General features: G+C 56.9%; 14 protein-coding genes. 3 read left to right on the top strand and 11 right to left on the bottom strand.

Going from position 1 to position 15,183, the window contains the following annotated elements; all coding sequences use genetic code 11:
- Nucleotides 1-53 precede the first annotated feature (53 nt).
- The 8 genes from GEI7407_RS15105 to tnpA form a co-directional block, all read right to left on the bottom strand.
- Nucleotides 54-1,358 (bottom strand): TonB family protein, encoded by a 1,305-nt coding sequence (locus GEI7407_RS15105; protein ID WP_150109803.1) that lies wholly within the window; start codon nucleotides 1,356-1,358, stop codon nucleotides 54-56.
- Between the two features lie 116 nt (nucleotides 1,359-1,474).
- Nucleotides 1,475-2,269 (bottom strand): precorrin-2 C(20)-methyltransferase, encoded by a 795-nt coding sequence (locus GEI7407_RS15100; protein WP_051030786.1) that lies wholly within the window; start codon nucleotides 2,267-2,269, stop codon nucleotides 1,475-1,477.
- Between the two features lie 86 nt (nucleotides 2,270-2,355).
- Nucleotides 2,356-4,281: a sodium:proton antiporter gene (locus GEI7407_RS15095; RefSeq protein ID WP_015173069.1), complete on the bottom strand. Its 1,926-nt coding sequence runs from the start codon at nucleotides 4,279-4,281 to the stop codon at nucleotides 2,356-2,358.
- 332 nt (nucleotides 4,282-4,613) lie between these two features.
- Nucleotides 4,614-5,768, bottom strand: coding sequence for a murein transglycosylase A (locus tag GEI7407_RS15090; RefSeq protein ID WP_015173068.1), 1,155 nt, complete (start codon nucleotides 5,766-5,768; stop codon nucleotides 4,614-4,616).
- A gap of 20 nt (nucleotides 5,769-5,788) precedes the next feature.
- Nucleotides 5,789-6,043: a hypothetical protein gene (locus tag GEI7407_RS15085; protein WP_015173067.1), complete on the bottom strand. Its 255-nt coding sequence runs from the start codon at nucleotides 6,041-6,043 to the stop codon at nucleotides 5,789-5,791.
- Between the two features lie 104 nt (nucleotides 6,044-6,147).
- The gene (locus GEI7407_RS15080) at nucleotides 6,148-6,909 is read right to left on the bottom strand and encodes a hypothetical protein (RefSeq protein ID WP_015173066.1); all 762 of its coding nucleotides are present in this window, start codon (nucleotides 6,907-6,909) and stop codon (nucleotides 6,148-6,150) included.
- Nucleotides 6,910-8,021: 1,112 nt separating this feature from the next.
- Nucleotides 8,022-8,285 (bottom strand): Mo-dependent nitrogenase C-terminal domain-containing protein, encoded by a 264-nt coding sequence (locus GEI7407_RS15075; protein WP_315863827.1) that lies wholly within the window; start codon nucleotides 8,283-8,285, stop codon nucleotides 8,022-8,024.
- 470 nt (nucleotides 8,286-8,755) lie between these two features.
- Entirely contained in the window at nucleotides 8,756-9,166 is a 411-nt protein-coding gene (tnpA, locus tag GEI7407_RS15070) for an IS200/IS605 family transposase (RefSeq protein WP_015173064.1), read from the bottom strand.
- A 28-nt stretch (nucleotides 9,167-9,194) separates the two neighbouring features.
- Between tnpA and GEI7407_RS15065 the strand changes: the two genes are divergently transcribed.
- Both GEI7407_RS15065 and GEI7407_RS15060 read left to right on the top strand, forming a co-directional pair.
- The gene (locus GEI7407_RS15065) at nucleotides 9,195-10,433 is read left to right on the top strand and encodes an RNA-guided endonuclease TnpB family protein (RefSeq protein ID WP_015173063.1); all 1,239 of its coding nucleotides are present in this window, start codon (nucleotides 9,195-9,197) and stop codon (nucleotides 10,431-10,433) included.
- A gap of 106 nt (nucleotides 10,434-10,539) precedes the next feature.
- Nucleotides 10,540-11,244, top strand: coding sequence for a M23 family metallopeptidase (locus tag GEI7407_RS15060; RefSeq protein ID WP_015173062.1), 705 nt, complete (start codon nucleotides 10,540-10,542; stop codon nucleotides 11,242-11,244).
- On the opposite strand, the gene GEI7407_RS15055 is transcribed toward GEI7407_RS15060, so the two are convergent.
- The gene (locus tag GEI7407_RS15055) at nucleotides 11,221-11,697 is read right to left on the bottom strand and encodes a CRR6 family NdhI maturation factor (RefSeq protein WP_015173061.1); all 477 of its coding nucleotides are present in this window, start codon (nucleotides 11,695-11,697) and stop codon (nucleotides 11,221-11,223) included. The two genes, GEI7407_RS15060 and GEI7407_RS15055, sit on opposite strands and share 24 nt — an antisense overlap.
- A gap of 366 nt (nucleotides 11,698-12,063) precedes the next feature.
- On the opposite strand from GEI7407_RS15055, the gene GEI7407_RS15050 reads away from it, so the two are divergent.
- Nucleotides 12,064-12,537 carry a Fur family transcriptional regulator gene (locus tag GEI7407_RS15050; protein WP_015173059.1) on the top strand — a complete coding sequence of 158 codons (474 nt, stop codon included), beginning with the start codon at nucleotides 12,064-12,066 and terminating at the stop codon, nucleotides 12,535-12,537.
- Here GEI7407_RS15050 and GEI7407_RS15045 read toward each other — a convergent pair.
- Both GEI7407_RS15045 and GEI7407_RS15040 read right to left on the bottom strand, forming a co-directional pair.
- Nucleotides 12,521-14,182, bottom strand: a complete 1,662-nt coding sequence (locus GEI7407_RS15045) for a YcjF family protein (RefSeq protein ID WP_015173058.1) — start codon at nucleotides 14,180-14,182, stop codon at nucleotides 12,521-12,523. The two genes, GEI7407_RS15050 and GEI7407_RS15045, sit on opposite strands and share 17 nt — an antisense overlap.
- Nucleotides 14,183-14,640: 458 nt before the next feature.
- The gene (locus tag GEI7407_RS15040) at nucleotides 14,641-14,937 is read right to left on the bottom strand and encodes an RNA-binding protein (protein WP_015173057.1); all 297 of its coding nucleotides are present in this window, start codon (nucleotides 14,935-14,937) and stop codon (nucleotides 14,641-14,643) included.
- Between the last annotated feature and the right edge of the window lie 246 nt (nucleotides 14,938-15,183).

The raw sequence follows: 15,183 nt of genomic DNA, 5'->3' as shown, positions 1-15,183 counted from the left end.
TGCGGCTCCATTGTGCCCCATTTTGGGCCGCTTCTCAGAGCTTGCCCCAGCGCCTAGCCGTCGGCCTGGTCCTCAGCAGGAGCACCGGGGGTCGCCCCGGGCTGCTGAGCGCAGATCTCCTCCGAGTAGCGAAACTCGAAGGGCAGCAGAATTTGCTGATACTCGCCGGTACCCTCGAAGGGCATCTCCTTCACGTGGGCCAGGGCTGCGTCATTAAAGGCCTTGTAGCCGGAGGACTGCAAAATCATCAGCTGATCTTCGACAATTTTGCCTTCTGGATCGACCAAAACGCCCACGGCAGCGGCTCCCTCGGGCTTGGCGTAGCAGGCATCCGTCGGGTATAGGGACACGGCGGTTTCGACCCGATTCCAGCTAATATTTTTCTCTTCCTTGGCAGCGATCGCCTTCGCGCTGGCGTCCCACTGCTCGGTGCGGGCGGCGGCCTCAGACTGTTTGGTGCCCTCTGCCACGAAGGTGTAGCGATCGCGATACTCCTGCATTTTCTCTTGCTGATAGGCGATCGCCGCATCGGGGATCTTGTTCGGCAAAGCGCCTGCGGGCTCCTCGGGGGCTGGCGGGGGCGAGGCCTCAGGATCGCTGGTGCTGTCGGCCGGGGGCTGGGCAGGGGGGTCTTCGGGCTGCTGGGTTTCACCCTGGGGCTGCTGGGGCCCCGTTGCTTGCTCCGTTGGCTGGGTTGGCGGCTGGGGCTGCCCAGAACTCGGCGGCGTAGAATTCCCCAAGCCCGCAATCAGCTCCGGGTTCTTCAGAATTTCCGACGGATCGTAAATGGGCGGCTCAAAGGAAGGAGACAGATTGGGAATGAGGCGATTGGTGATAGGCCCTGGTGCCTGCACACTGCCAGACTGTCCATCTTGAGCCGAGCGGGCGGCAAGTTCTCGCATTCGGGCCTCTTGCTGGGCGATCGCCAGCTGCTCCTGCTGCGCCAGCTGTGACAAGATATCCGGCGTGTAGGTGTAGGTCGAGGTCGAAGAAGAGGTATCGGGAGAGTTCTGATAGAGGTCGGCCAGGCTGGTCTCTGATTGGAGACCGGGCATTTGGAGATTGGGCATGCTCAAGCCCGCCTGGTTGGGAAAAGCGGGCAAAATCGTGCTGGAGCTGCCCGGTAGGTCCCGCGCTGTGGCCGGCAGTCGCTGCTGCTCGGCGGGGGTCAAGGTCACGATGTCCACAGAGCGCTGCTCAATATCCGGCGTGCTCGACGACGAAGGAAGCATGGGCAGCACCGCCCACAGCAGGCCGTGGATGCTGACAGAGGCCAAAAAAGCTAAATAGCCAGGTTGTCTCAGAGGCTCGGACAGGGCTTTGGCGAAGGCATCGTAGGACATGGCGGACTGACGCAAATTCCACTCGGTGAAGCAACGGGACGATCGAGACGCGGGCGTAGGGCTGCTAAAATGGCCTGTTCCTCCGACCAGATTCTAGCGAGTTTCCCCAACAACGGTGACAGCTCGGGGGGCTAAAAAGTTGCCGCTGGGGCCGGCAGGGACGCAGGCGCTTCGGCCCGCACCTGAATCACCATCAACGAGAAATAGGGAAGCTGCAAATCGGGGCGATCGCCCAAATCTCGGTGAATGGTCTGGGTTGGCAGCGTGGCGCGCTCGATCACGTAGCTGCGCCCCAGCAGATCGCGCTCCTTCAGGCGCTGCCACACCTCCCGATACACCGAGCTAACTTTCATCAGGACGACCACATCGGCCCAGGCCAGCACAGCTTCGAGCTCATCCACGGTGTAGAGGGCGGGCAGGACCACCAGCCGCTGCGATCGCGTGGTCAGGGGCACGCCCAGCATGGCCGCCGCCGCGAGGGGAGAGCATACCCCTGGCACGGTCTGGATCGGTGCTTCGGGATGGGCCTCGTGCAGCGCCTGGGCCAGATAGGTGAACGTGCTGTAAAAGCTCACGTCTCCCTCAGAGACAAACACCACGTCTTGGCCCTGGCGCAGGTGCTCCCACACCGCCTCAGCGGCGGCGCGCCAGGCTGCCTCCAAAACCGCTAGGTCGTGGACATAGGGAAAATGCAGGGCAAGCTGAGTCTGCTCAGGACTGAGGTGCTCCTGGACAATTTGCTGGGCAACGCCTGCCTTGCCGCCGAGCCCCGCCGGAAACGCTACCACGGGCGATCGCTGGAGCAGTCTCCAGCCTTTCAGGGTGATCAGCTCAGGGTCGCCAGGACCCGCCCCCACGCCGTACAGCGTCCCGAGCCCCCCCTGGGGGGACGGGTCTGGAGAAATCTTGCCAATGACCTGCTCCATAGCCTCTGCTGCACCGTTCCGGTTGTCAATGTGCCTATTCATCTTAGAAGTGAAGGGCCGGTTCAGGACAAAAGCGTCTGCACTCCCTAGGCCAAGGACTGCTTGGCCGGTGCGGACGGCACGCCGCCATTGCTGGGAATCGGCACCTCTTCGACTTCCGGGAGCTTTTCGACGGTCAGAGGCCCTTGGCTGCCCCCCGAGAGCCGCTTGAGCAGCTTGGGCGTGGGATCGTGGAGCAGATAAATAATGCGATCGCCCGCCTTCCAGTCGTCGCCGACCGCCGCCACTTGCAGGTGACCGTCGCGCTCCACCAGCAGCGGCGTTAGCTCGGCTGCCCGGATCAGCGCCTGCAAGTGGGCCTGCTGGAACTCCAGCCCCGGCTCTCGCAGCAGGGTTTCTCCCAGCTTCACATCGCGATCGCTCAGGTACTGGTTCCAGGTCTTGAGCGTCACTTGAGGCCCAAAGGCCTGCTGCACGGTTTTGCCATTGCCCTGGCCGTTTTGCGCCTCGCTCGAGAAACAGGCCAGCACCCGAGGCGGCTTGAACTCCTCTGCTGCTCGCTGAGCCAGCACCAGATTCACTTCAGCATTGCTCGTCATCGCCAAGAAAGTGCCGACTGACGCTAGCCCCACCTCCTCTAGGACGTCTGTGTCTAGAGCGCTGCTCGCCACGGCCCGCAGATTTTCCTGTGTTGCCTTCTCGCAGGCCTCTGGGTCGGTGTCGATGATCACCACCGACTCCCCCCGCTCCTGAAACAGTCGCCCGATGAGCCGACTGAGAGGATTCGAGCCGACGATCACTGCCCCCGTCACCTCGGTTGAGGTGATGTGCAGCAGCTTAGCGGCCGAGGCCGCCGTCAGACCCTGGACAAACACCGTCAAAATGATCGTCAAAAACACCAGCGCCTTAATCGAGTCGCCCCCGTTAATGCCCCGCTCCGTCAGCAAAATCGCGAACAGCGAAGAAACTGAGGCAGAAACAATCCCTCGGGGAGAAATCCAGGCCAAAAAAGCCTTTTGACGCCAATTTAGGCCGCTATTCCAGGTGCAGATCCAGACGTTGATCGGTCGCACCACAAACATCAGCGCCAGCACCGCCAAAATACCGCCCCATCCCAGGGCAAACAAACTGGCGATCGACAAATCTGCCGACAGCAAAATAAATAGAACCGAGATGGCCAAGATGGTGAGCTGGCCCTTAAACCGTCTCAGCAGGCGCTCGTCAGGGACTGAGGAGGCCCGCACCACGATCCCTGAGACCACCGTCGCCATCAGGCCCGACTCGCTGCGGATGCTCTGGGCCAGCCCAAAAATTCCCCATAGCCCTGCCAGAGCAATCAGGTTGCGCTGATCCTCTGAGAGGAACGTCACGCGCTTGAGGATGAAGCCCAGCAGCCAGCCGCCCACAACGCCGATCGCGCCCCCAATGCTGAGGCGCACCACCAGGCCGCTGATCACAAACCAAGGGTCGGCGTCCCCGTTGAGAATGATGTCGAGCACGACCACCGCCAAGATGGCGCCGACGGGGTCGATCAGGACGCCTTCTCCCTCGATCAGCGCAGAAACTTGGCGATCGACGTTGACTTGCTTTAGCAGCGGGCCCGTGACCGTTGGACCTGTCACCACCACCAGCGACGCATACAGAAAGGCGATCGGCCAGGGAAACTCACTGAGCCAGTGGGCCGCCATGCCGCCCCCGATGAGCGTGACGAGGGTGCCGATAGTGACCAAATTGCGCAGGCTGCCTGAGACGCGACCAATGTCGCGCAACTCTAGGTTGAGCCCGCCCTCAAACAAAATCAGGGCCACGGAAAGAGCCACGATCACTTCGAGGCCGCCGCCCAGGAGGTTGGGATGCAGGATGCCAAGGCCATCCGGCCCCAGCAAAATCCCAAACATCAGCAGAAAAACGATGCTGGGGACTTTCAGGAAGCCAGCCATGACTTGGGCTGCTGTCCCTGCCAAAACGGCCAAAACTATTAGCAGGGTTGTATTAAAAGGAACTTCTTCCATAAGCAGGACTGGTGCAGGCCATCGGGGCTTGGGCTGGGCTGGATCAAACCGAAAAGTTCAAAAACAGTTGGCCCGGAGAGCGGCCCGGAAGCTGCCTCTCAGTGCGTTGGGAATGGGTTTTGAAAATCAGGTAAAGGGGCGATCGGACCCATCTTCGAGAAGAAGGCGATCGCGCGCTGGATTCTGCTCTGAGGAGCAAAAAACCATTCTACAACTCCACCTGGGTTTTCCCTAGTATTGGCCTTGGAAGAGGCCATGCTAGGGGTTCCTGCGATCGTAACGATCTTTTGCGAGTTTTGTGGATCAGTCCTCAGGGGGTTGTTTTACGCCCATTACTTGAGCAGCAGGTAGTAGAGTTGGCCGGTGCCGTTGATCAGACCCGCGCGATCGCCTGCCTGCTGACCCGTTCCCATGAAAATATCCACGCGCCCCGCCCCCTGGATGGCGCCACCCGTGTCTTGGTCGAGGACAAATCGGCTCACAGGTCCCTGCGCTGCCTCAGCGCCAGAAGCCGGCGGAATCTCGGTGTGAATCAGAGCCAGGGCGCCCGGCGGCATCAGAGACTTGTCTGTGGCGATCGAGCGCTCTGCGGTGACAGGGACGCTTAGGCTGCCGGTGGCCGGGGCGCCGTTGGTTTCTTTGAAAAAGACAAAGCGCCGGTTGCGCGGCAAATAGAAATTGAGCGCCGCCGGATTTTGCTGAAAATAGCTAATCAGGACCGGCAGCGTCAGGTCTTCGAGGCGGACCTTGCCGTCGTTGACCAGCTCTCGCCCGATGCTGCTGTAGGGGTAGTCGGTGCGGCCTGCGTAGCCCACGGTCATGGTGGTGCCGTCGGTCATCTGGAGGCGCGCCGAGCCCTGCACCTGGATCAAAAAGGCTTCGAGGCGATCGCGCAGCCACACGATTTCTAGCCCTTTGAGCCGGCCCTGGGCACCTTGCAGGCCATTGGGGCCCTCGAGCTGATATCGGGTGGGGTGAGGCTTGGGCCACTGGCCGAGATTGGGCGGCAGGCGATAGAGCGGGTAGCGAAAGGCCTCGGTGGGGACGCGGCTCGCAACGTAGGTCGGCTCAAAGTACCCCGTAAAGGCGACAGTCCCCTGGCCGTCTTTGCCCACGGATTCGTAGAGCACAAACTCACGCCGCACCGCCGCCTGGAGCTCTTGGGCAGAGCGGGTCGTGCGCAGCAGCTCCCGAAACCGCACGAGGCTTCGCTGGACGCGATCGCGCGTGACACCCGGCACGGGGTAGCGGGCATACGCCTCGGCGGCCTTGGGCGATCGCAAGTATGCCAAGCTGTGGTCGATCGCTGCGATCAGGGCAGCGCGATCGCCCGCCCCAGCCGAAGACCCCCAAAGCTGCTCATCTAGGCCCAGCGTCGCTGAAGCCTGGGGTGACGCCAGCGGCCGCAGCGGCAAATTGGCCGGTTGGGCGATCGCCGGCGCAACCATCCAGACCAAGCCCAACCCCGCACCAATTAGCATTCTCATAGCAACTCAACGCCAACGCTCTAGGAAAACCGTTCGACGCTAGAGCTGAAGACAGGTTCCACTCGGATCGCCAAAATCTTGGAAGGGCGCACCACCATGTACTCGCCCTGAATATTCTTGATCGGCACACTGACGAAGTCGCCGGACGTCGACTTCTGGGCTACCTCACTGGTGTACCACTTCTGAAAATCTTGAATCGTGGGAAAACGCACTTCTTCCCGGTGACCACCCTCTAGGAGCAGATGCACGGAAAATTCGGTAGGAGTTCTGGGCATCGAAACGTTTCCTTGCAGTTCGTCGAGATTATTATGGTCCGCCCGGCGCCGAAAATAACGGATGGCGCCAGATCCCAGGCGAAATTGGCCCCTTCTGGCAGCCCCTAGAGGCCAAAGCGCTGGAGCTGAGCCTGGATGAGCGAGGGCAAGGTCTTTTGTAGATCGGATTCCTTGCCAAAGACCACCCGGCTGTGGCTCGGCACATCAAAGGGGAACTGACCAGGCAGCTCGGGCCGCTCCATCTGGGCCAAAATCACCTGCTCAGGCCGCTTGCACTGAAGGGCATAGCCGACCTCTACGCACACCTTGGGGCTGGGAATGAGCTGGGGCGGCGTGCCGTCGATCCCAGTGATGGGGGTGCCGTCTCCCACAAAAAGCAGGCTTTGGCGAATTTTGCGCATGAGAGAGCTCTGGAGGCGCACTGGACTGTCGGTGAGGCGGTGGGACTCCTCCAGGCTCAGGGGCAGCCGCGATCGCTTGTTGACGGCTTCGATGGTCTTTTGCAGCACCGATCGCAGCGCCTGGCTCGAGGCCTCATACTCCGTCTGGTAGCACAGGAAAATCGTCGGCTCTAGGTGGGCCATCACCTCACGCTTGGTGAAATACATTTCGTGGCTGATCAGGTCCACGTTGGAGATGATGTAGCCGCCGCTGCCTTCGATGTAGAACTCGACCGTTTCCCCTTCGAGATAGCGCTGAAACCAGAGCGATCGCTTCACTTCGGCGGCATCTTCCAAAAAATCTGCCCGCAGCGCTGACTTTAGCAAACTGCTCTTGCTCAGCCGCAGATCGTGGGGGCGCTTTTCGAGATCCCGTACCGGTTCATATTCCTGGAGATACCAGGCTTTCAGGGCAATGATGGCCATGGCACTTGCCGTGATGGGATGGAACGTGAATCAAGCAGATACCACCATACCCCAATCCAGCAGGTCCAATCGCTTCTAACGATCGGCCAGCAAAAATCGAAAGACTTGGTGGGTCCTGAACCCAATCTTGGAATATTGATAAGGATAAATAGAAAATATTTTAGATTTGCTTATTCTGTCACTGGATGACAAAGCAAAAAACGTAATTTATTTAAAATGACAACAGCGCCCTTTTTGTCTACTTTCTAATTGATTTCCTCTCATGGATTCGCTTTGTTTGGAGATACTCGGATGAAAGACTCATGAATTGAGTTTCCCGATGCATTGCTCCCGCTGGTTTAGTTGAGGAAATATTTAGAGTTCGAGAAGGACGCTGTTGCTTTGGAACGAGACAGATTCGAATGGAACAGCTTTTTACCTCTTTGGTTTTAGTTTGAACTTGGCTGTTAAATCTGCCAGGGAAGCTTTGTAGCTTCAATTACTACTATAAGGCCTTTGAAGAAGAGATCAAGGGTCTGATACCAAAGTTTACTGTTTTGTAAGTGGGCGATCGCCCTCTAAAAATTTTTGCAAAATCAAGCCATAACGGGATCAAAAAACGCTAGATCTAAGATAGATCTCACAAGATGAAAGCCAATTGACCTAGAAATAGACTTTTTGAGAAGGGAAGAACTTCTTGAAAAGGGCATTTCTTGATGGAATTGACTGCCAAAAAATCTTAGTGAGTCTTGAATAGCTCAGAAAAATTGAATTTAGTTGATTCAAAAATCGAATTTTTTTGGCTTGATAACGCACTGACTTCGACTTGTTTCTAGGGCTAAAGCTTTGAGTGTCGCCTTCGCAAACTAGCTATTTTGAACGCTTTAAGCAATACAAAAGATAAGAAAAACCTCCTGGCTGTTGGTCAGGAGGTTTTGAGTTTGGAGGAATCAAACAATGGTGCCGACAGAACAGTCAAACTTCGAAGCAAAAGAGAAAAGCGATCGCGTTTAAACGCAGAGATTCATGGGGCGATCGCGACGAAATCAAAACGCTAAACAAAATATGGGTGGCTGACTCATAACCGATGAAGCGGGCAGTTTTGAGTCGATAAGCAAATGCGCAGGACCTATTTAGCAGTAGCTGGTGACGTCTTCGCCGCACTCGTCAGCGAGGTAGCAGAGCGCTCGAAATCGTAGGCTCACGACCTGTTCGTAGAGCGGATTGAGCTTGCACAGGGGCGGAATGTGGAGAATGCGGTGACCCCAGAGGGTAATGTCACGTTCAAAGGGGCACTGAGAGGGAATCTTTTCGCAAATGAGGCGAGCAACGGACGGATCGTGGATTTCGAAACGATCGATCCATCGCCGAAGAGGATGGAGTAAATCGAAAGACATTGCTGTAGCTTGGGGGGCTTGAGGGACGGGGGGCAGGTCGCTGGGGCGCTGAACCCAAACCCAACTGGAGAGGGCGAGGTCTTGAGGCGTGTAGTGAGAGTGGTTCATGAGCGCTGTCACCCCTTACTGCGACACTGCTATCCTGCCCGCTATTTTTGCGGCGGTATCAAGAAGATCCACGGAACTTTTCAGCAAATCCGTAGAGAATTTCAGGGTGATTACGGGATCTTCACAGAGCCGCTAAACTTCTGCTTTGGCAAACAAAGCTTGGGTGAAGGGAGGGCTGCCAAAGGGGCTCTAAACGGGACTTCAGCGGAACTTCGCTCAAGTTTCTGGAGTCTGCGAGTCAGGCTGGCGCAAGGGTGCTACAGGCGATCGCCCACAAAAACAGGTGAACTAAACCGCGACAGTCCCCAACCCTCTTAAGGGTGGGGAAGGATAGCGCGACTGTTGGAGCAAAGCGGAAACAGTCAATTAACCCCCGGTTGCCCATCAATGTACTGCTTGATTCGCTCCAACGGCGCGCCCCCCGCAGAAGAAACATAGTAAGAACTCGACCAAAAAACAGGCTTTGTGTAAAACCTTGCCAACCGCTCCGAGTGCTGTTTTCTGACAATGCGACTAGACGCCCCCTTCAGGCTCGCAACCAACTGAGAAATGTTGTTATCTGGATGCAAGTCAAGCAAAAGATGGACATGGTCAGGCTCCCCATTGATCTCAATCACCTTGCTTTTGTTAGCAACACAAACTCGCTGAAACACCTCAGTCATTGTTTGCAGCATTGAGTCATCAATCACCTTTTGCCGGTATTTGGTCACAAAAACCAGGTGTAGGTAAATAGAAAAAACAGAGTGAGATCCTTTTCTGTGGCTGGGTTGCATCAACCTATAGGCAAGCTATGCTGAGAGAATGCTAACACGTCGTATCACCTACCGGCTTTATCCCACCCGTCAGCAGGAGTCCACACTCCACTACTGGCGGAAACTGCACTGTGGGTTGTACAACGCCGCGTTAGCCAACCGCAAAACCCAGTATCAGAAGTTCAACCACGCCGTTGACTACTTTGAGCAGCAAAACAGCCTACCCGCCTTCAAAGAAGTGTGGCCAGAGTACAAAGAGCTAGGCTCCCATGCTCTCCAAGCCACCCTCAAGCGAGTCGACCTTGCCTTTCAGAGATTCTTCAAAAAACTGGGTGGATATCCCCGCTTCAAAGCGTCCCGCCGCTATGCAGGCTGGACCTATCCCTGCAAGTCCGGTTGGAAAGCCGAAACTAGTGGATTGCATGGTTCTCTCAACCTGAGCAACCTTGGCAGCCTGAAGATGCGGGGACAAGCTCGGACCTGGGGCAAACCCACCACCTGCACGATCTTCTGGCGACACGGCAAATGGTATGCCTCCATCACCGTGCAGTGTGAGCCAGCCCGGTCTACAGGAGAAGGTTCTGTTGGCATTGATCTGGGGTGCAAAGAAGCCATCACCCTATCCACGGGTGAGCAGATCAGCAAACCTGAGTTCATCCGGCAAGGGGACATCCAAGTCAAGCAAGCCTCAAAGAAACTCAGACGCAAGCGCGCTCCCAACCGAACGAAGCGCATCAAAGCCTCTCGCCGATGGACGCGTGAGCGTCAAAAAGTCTCGAAGCTACAGCGCAAAGTTGCCCGACAGCGCGAGAACTGGATTCACCAAGTCACCAGCCACATAGTGAGCCGTAATAGCCTAGTGGCCGGTGAAAAACTGAACGTCAAAAACATGACCCGCAAGGGCAAGTCCAAGACCCGTCAAAAAGCAGGGCTTAACCGCTCTATTTTGTCCGTGGGTTTTGGCATGATTGGTCAGTTCCTGGACTACAAGCTGGCTGAAGCCGGGGGATTCTATGTCGAGTCTCCCACTCAGCAGCTAAAGCCCTCTCAGCGCTGCGTAAAGTGCTGGGAACTGACCCCCAAGACCTTGTCTGACCGGGTGCATGTTTGCGCCAATCCTCACTGCAATCATGTTGAGGACCGAGATGTTAATGCCGCCCAAGTCAATCTGGCTTGGGCAAGGGGTAAGGAACTTGCCTCTTCAGTCGCAGAGTCGTCAAGCTCTACCGCGTGCGGAAGTATGCGGCAACTTGGGGCGAAGAAGCGACAGAAACCTCAGGCCTCTTAGGCCGGGGTAGTTCATGTATGATATCTGGCTAACGCGATCGCGCGACGCCTGGCGAAGGCGATCGCCGCTAACCCCACCACCGTAAACTTGCCCCTAAAACACTCGGATGGGAAAACAATCTTGGTCCACTGAGTCCAATTCAGCCTTTGCTGCTTTCTCTGTTTCCTCGGTTGCTCCCTGGCTGCGTCTGGGACTGGCAGGCGTGCTGGCAGGCGTGGCCCTCACCAGTTGGCTGCTAGTGGGCGATCGCCCCCAGCCCGTGCGCGCCCTAGAGCCCAGAGACACCCAGGCGGCCCTGCGAGGCGTCGACTTCTGGCAGGGAGCCTCCTTCCCCGTCGAAAACTTCCAGGAATACACCTCACCCTTTGGCTATCGTCAGTCGCCCACCGGCGGCTACAGCCAAGAATTTCACTATGGCCTAGATATGGCTGCTCCCATGGGCAGCTATGTCCGCAACTGGTGGTCTGGCAAAGTGGTCGAAGTGTCCGACGACAGCAACTGCGGCACCTCCGTCGTCGTCGAATCTGGCCAATGGCTGCACATCTACTGTCATATGCAGGGTCACGTCGAAAGCCGGAGCGGTGGCAAGTACCTCATCGATCGCGAAGGTGGCCTGCAAATTTGGGAAGGGCAGCAGGTGTCAGCGGGCGATCGCATCGGTCGAGTCGGCATGACCGGCCGCACCACCGGCCCCCATCTCCACTGGGGCCTGAAGTTTAGCGAAAACTGGGTCGATCCCGCCCTCGTCCTTCAGGCCATGTACACCGCCCAAGAGCAGCGGGCGGCCCTACCGACAAACCAGCGAAAATAAACCCTCATCCAAGTCATATCCCAGCATTTGGGCAAAACCCTGGAGCCGAGGCTGGGCCGAAATCCCTTGACTTGCCATCCAGTCCGCCAGCACAAAGATCTTGTGCATCAGGAAAATTTCCAGAGCCTCAGGATTGTACTGAATGCCTTCCGTCGGGCTGAACTGGTGGGGCACCAGCATTGCTGAGTAGCGACCTAGCTCCCCGGCCTTCCAGTCAAGAAGATAGGGCAGCCAGGGATAGCGACTATCTAGCCGCACAAACCACAGTCGCACTTCCGGGATTTCTGAGAGCTCGCGAGGGTCGGCCGAGTCCCGCGGAAAATCAATCGAGAACTGAAGCTGCTGCTCGTAGGCGCTGATGCCCTCAGCCAGGAGCGGCTGAAGCACGGCCTCAGCGGGACTCAGGTCGAGGGAGTAGAGAGCGTCGCTGGTCAGATGAATCTTGAGCGTCATGGCGATGGCCGAGCAAATGAGTGGTGCATCCTCTACTCCTACTATTGTCTGGGGTTTAACGCTAGGCTTTGCTGACGATTGGGCTAAGCCAAAGTTGTAGTGAGTCCGACCTAGCGTCTATCATAGAACTAGAGACTTTGTAAACGCGTTTCGGATACCCCAGACCCAAGGCGCAGACTGACACATTAGAACGGACGCATTAAAATCAACAACACGGGTTTGCTGTAGGCTGACCTGTGGGTTGCGACTATTCAGTGATGGATACATATCGACACTCCTGGTAACGACCTTCAGAGATTCGGGTGAATCGTGGAATCAGAAGCGGGAGTCTTTGACACAGGAGCAAGTGAGGCCAAGACGTTGACCATGCGACAAGAAGTGGTAGGTACCAAACCCATCCGATCCCTTGAGGATGCTCTCGATCGTTGCCAAACCCTGGGTATGCGGTTGAGCCGTCAGCGTCGCTATATCCTGGAGCTGCTGTGGCAGGCTCAGGAGCACCTGTCTGCCCGCGAAATCTACGATCGCCTCAATCTCCAGGGCAAAGGAATTGGCCACACGTCGGTGTACCAAAATCTGGAAGCGCTGTCGAATCAAGGGGTGATCGAGTGCATTGAGCGTTCGGAAGGCCGTCTGTATGGCAATATTAGCGATTCCCACAGCCACGTAAACTGCCTGGACACGCAGCAAATCCTGGATGTCTATGTGGATTTGCCGCCGGAACTGCTGCGCCAAATCGAGGAGCAGACCGGGGTCCGCATTACGGACTATCGCATTGATTTCTATGGCTATCGGGTGCCAGAGTCTGAAGAATCACGTCAGGCTATGACCAATCCTTAGGGGCCTGAGCAGGGGCAGACCAGTCGTCGTTCTCGAGGGCGATCGCCCCTTGTTCGTCCCACTCGTACTGCGCTGTTTTGCCGGTGCTGTCTGAAGCTGCGTCCTCTAGGACATCTTCTGCATCGGCATTTTCAGCAGTGCGGGATTGCTGAGTGAGAGGCTGCACGACGCGGGCGATCGCCTCCTGCAAAAACACCCTCAAAAACTCATCTCGGCGATTGAGCTGAAACTGGCGCTGCACCACTTCCGCCATGCCCCCATCGCCCCAGTCTTGATCTTGGCGAAAGTACTCAATGAAGCTCTTGCCCGCGATCCGCGTTAGGTAGGCTGCGCTCACGCCCTGGATCGCTCGCCCAAGCAGGAATGTCGCAATATTGGTTTGCAGAGCAGCCGTCACAAGCTGCAATGCTCCTTTGACGATGCCCAGACTGGCAAGAGTCTTGGCCAAAGACAAAGCGAGTTCTCGGCCGCGATCGAGATTCATTTCGCAGCCGTAGACTCGGCCAATCTCTACGACCATTTGAGCATTGACGGCGGCTGTGCCCAGCAGATCGACCACGGGCAGCGGCGTCACGGCCACCACACCCGCCCCAATCCACTGAAAGCGCTCCACCACCTGATCGGCCTGCCGGCGTCGCTGGGCATCGATGAGTTGGCGAGCTTCCTCTCCCAAGCGCTGGGATTGCAGCAGCAAGTTATCCGCCACGAGACTTTCGCCTTCTGAGCGCAAGATCTCGGCCATCCGCCGGATCAGCGGCATGATCTCTGGGTCAGGCTTGACTTGACCGCCGCCGGGCAGCATGGCCGCTTGAGGATCGGCGGCCACTGCGACGACGTCATCGGCGCTGATGGTCGTGCGCAGGCGGTAGCGCAGCCGCGCCAGGATGGTTTCGCGATCGCCCTCCGTGTACAGGTCGGTCTTGTTAAAGACCAGCAGCGATCGCTTGCCGACCTCCGCCAGCAGGCTCAGTGGCTCATACTCTGACTGGCGCAGGTCATTATCCACAACAAACAGCAAAAAATCCGCCTCTGCTGCCAGCTGCCGCGCCAGCTTTTCGCGCTCCGTGCCCGCAACCCCCGCCTCCAGAATGCCCGGAGTATCCGTAATCAAAATCTGGCGATCGAGCCCTGTGAGCTGAAGCTGGTAGGTTTGGCCCGCATCCGTTGTACCCATGGGTGCCCCGATCGCCCCCGCCATCCGGCCCAGCAAAGCATTGACAATCGACGTTTTGCCCGCCGACCCCGTCCCAAAGACCACCACGTGGATTTCGCGACGCCCCAGACTGGCTGCGATCTCCCGCGATCGCGCCAGCAGCGCCTGACGTGCCACCTCGTCCTGGATTTGCAGCGCCTGACGCCGAACCGTTTCAAGGGACACCTCCGCCGCTTGGGCCTTGTCGCGAGGTGCCTTGAGACGCTGGCGCTGAGAGGGTTTGGGCCGCCCAAACAGAAGAGCGTAGTACAAAAACGCCCATACCATCACCCCTAGCAGCGCAATGATCACCAGCAGCAACAGGCCACTCAGGAGCGGTGACACAAACGCTGCTTGCAGATAAAGCTGTCGCAACCCGCTGACAAGCCAAAGGACCAGCCCCAAAATCAGGCTGAGTCCAATCAAGATAGTAAGCAGACGGGGAAGAGACATGCAGTGATGCCTAGCGGTCAGTCATGGCGCCGTCAGTCAAGGGGCTTTGCTGACCTTAGAGGGTTCCAAATTAAAGAATGCAGAGCTTTCTGGAAAACCGCGCATTCCCTTCATTGTGCCTCAATTGTTTTGAGAACTTCGATGTCTCTGGGGAAGCAATCTGGCGCCGATCGAAGGCGATCGCTCTTCACTAGACGCCACAAACTGCATCCTCACAACGTGAGAATGGTTTGAGCAAACGCCATTCTGAAATGAACCGTCAGATGTGAAGTGATGGTCTCAGCGGTTCTAGATCAACGCAAAAGCAAAGCAAACAAAAAGCTCATCTTTAGCCACCCTTTGATCAAGGGTCAAAGGCTTTTGGAGGCTAAGCGCTTCGTTTCCACAGGTGTTAACCCCCACCTACCGTAAGGCTGGTGGGGGATTTCTGCGGATCGAGTTAAAGACTGCTGTGAAGCTTAGTACTGATTGCGAAAAGAACCGCCGCTCCGATTCCCGTTGGTCCGTCCTCCCTCGCGGGGACGAGCCTTGTTCACTTTCAGCTCTCTTCCCAACCACTCTGCGCCATCGAGCTCAGCGATCGCGGCGTCTTCTTCCGCTTCCGTAGCCATTTCAATAAAGGCAAAGCCTCTCTTTTTACCTGTCTCTCGGTCGACCGGTAGACTCACACGGTTCACCACACCGTACTCGGCGAAAACGTCCCGCAGGTCCTCTTCAGTTGCTTGAAAAGACAGGTTACCAACGTAAATCGTCACGATTCTCTCCAACCATTAATTCGAAACTAGTGCGGACGGGACAGGCGTGATCAACTAGCAGTGAACAAGCTGAATCACAGCAGCGTCCTGTTACCGAACTATACTTTGGGTGAGATCATAACTGATTTCTCAAAAAAAAGTTGTGATTTGTGAGACCAGGGACCAAAAGCAGGAATAATTGAGAGATCTGCGATCTTAAAAAGATTAAGAAAAAATAAAATTGCCAACGACGCGATCGCCCTTTTA

This window comes from Geitlerinema sp. PCC 7407 (assembly GCF_000317045.1).
Taxonomy (GTDB): Bacteria; Cyanobacteriota; Cyanobacteriia; order PCC-7407; family PCC-7407; genus PCC-7407.
The sequence above is the reverse complement of the archived record's forward strand: the minus strand, read 5'-3'. Positions and strand labels throughout refer to the sequence as shown.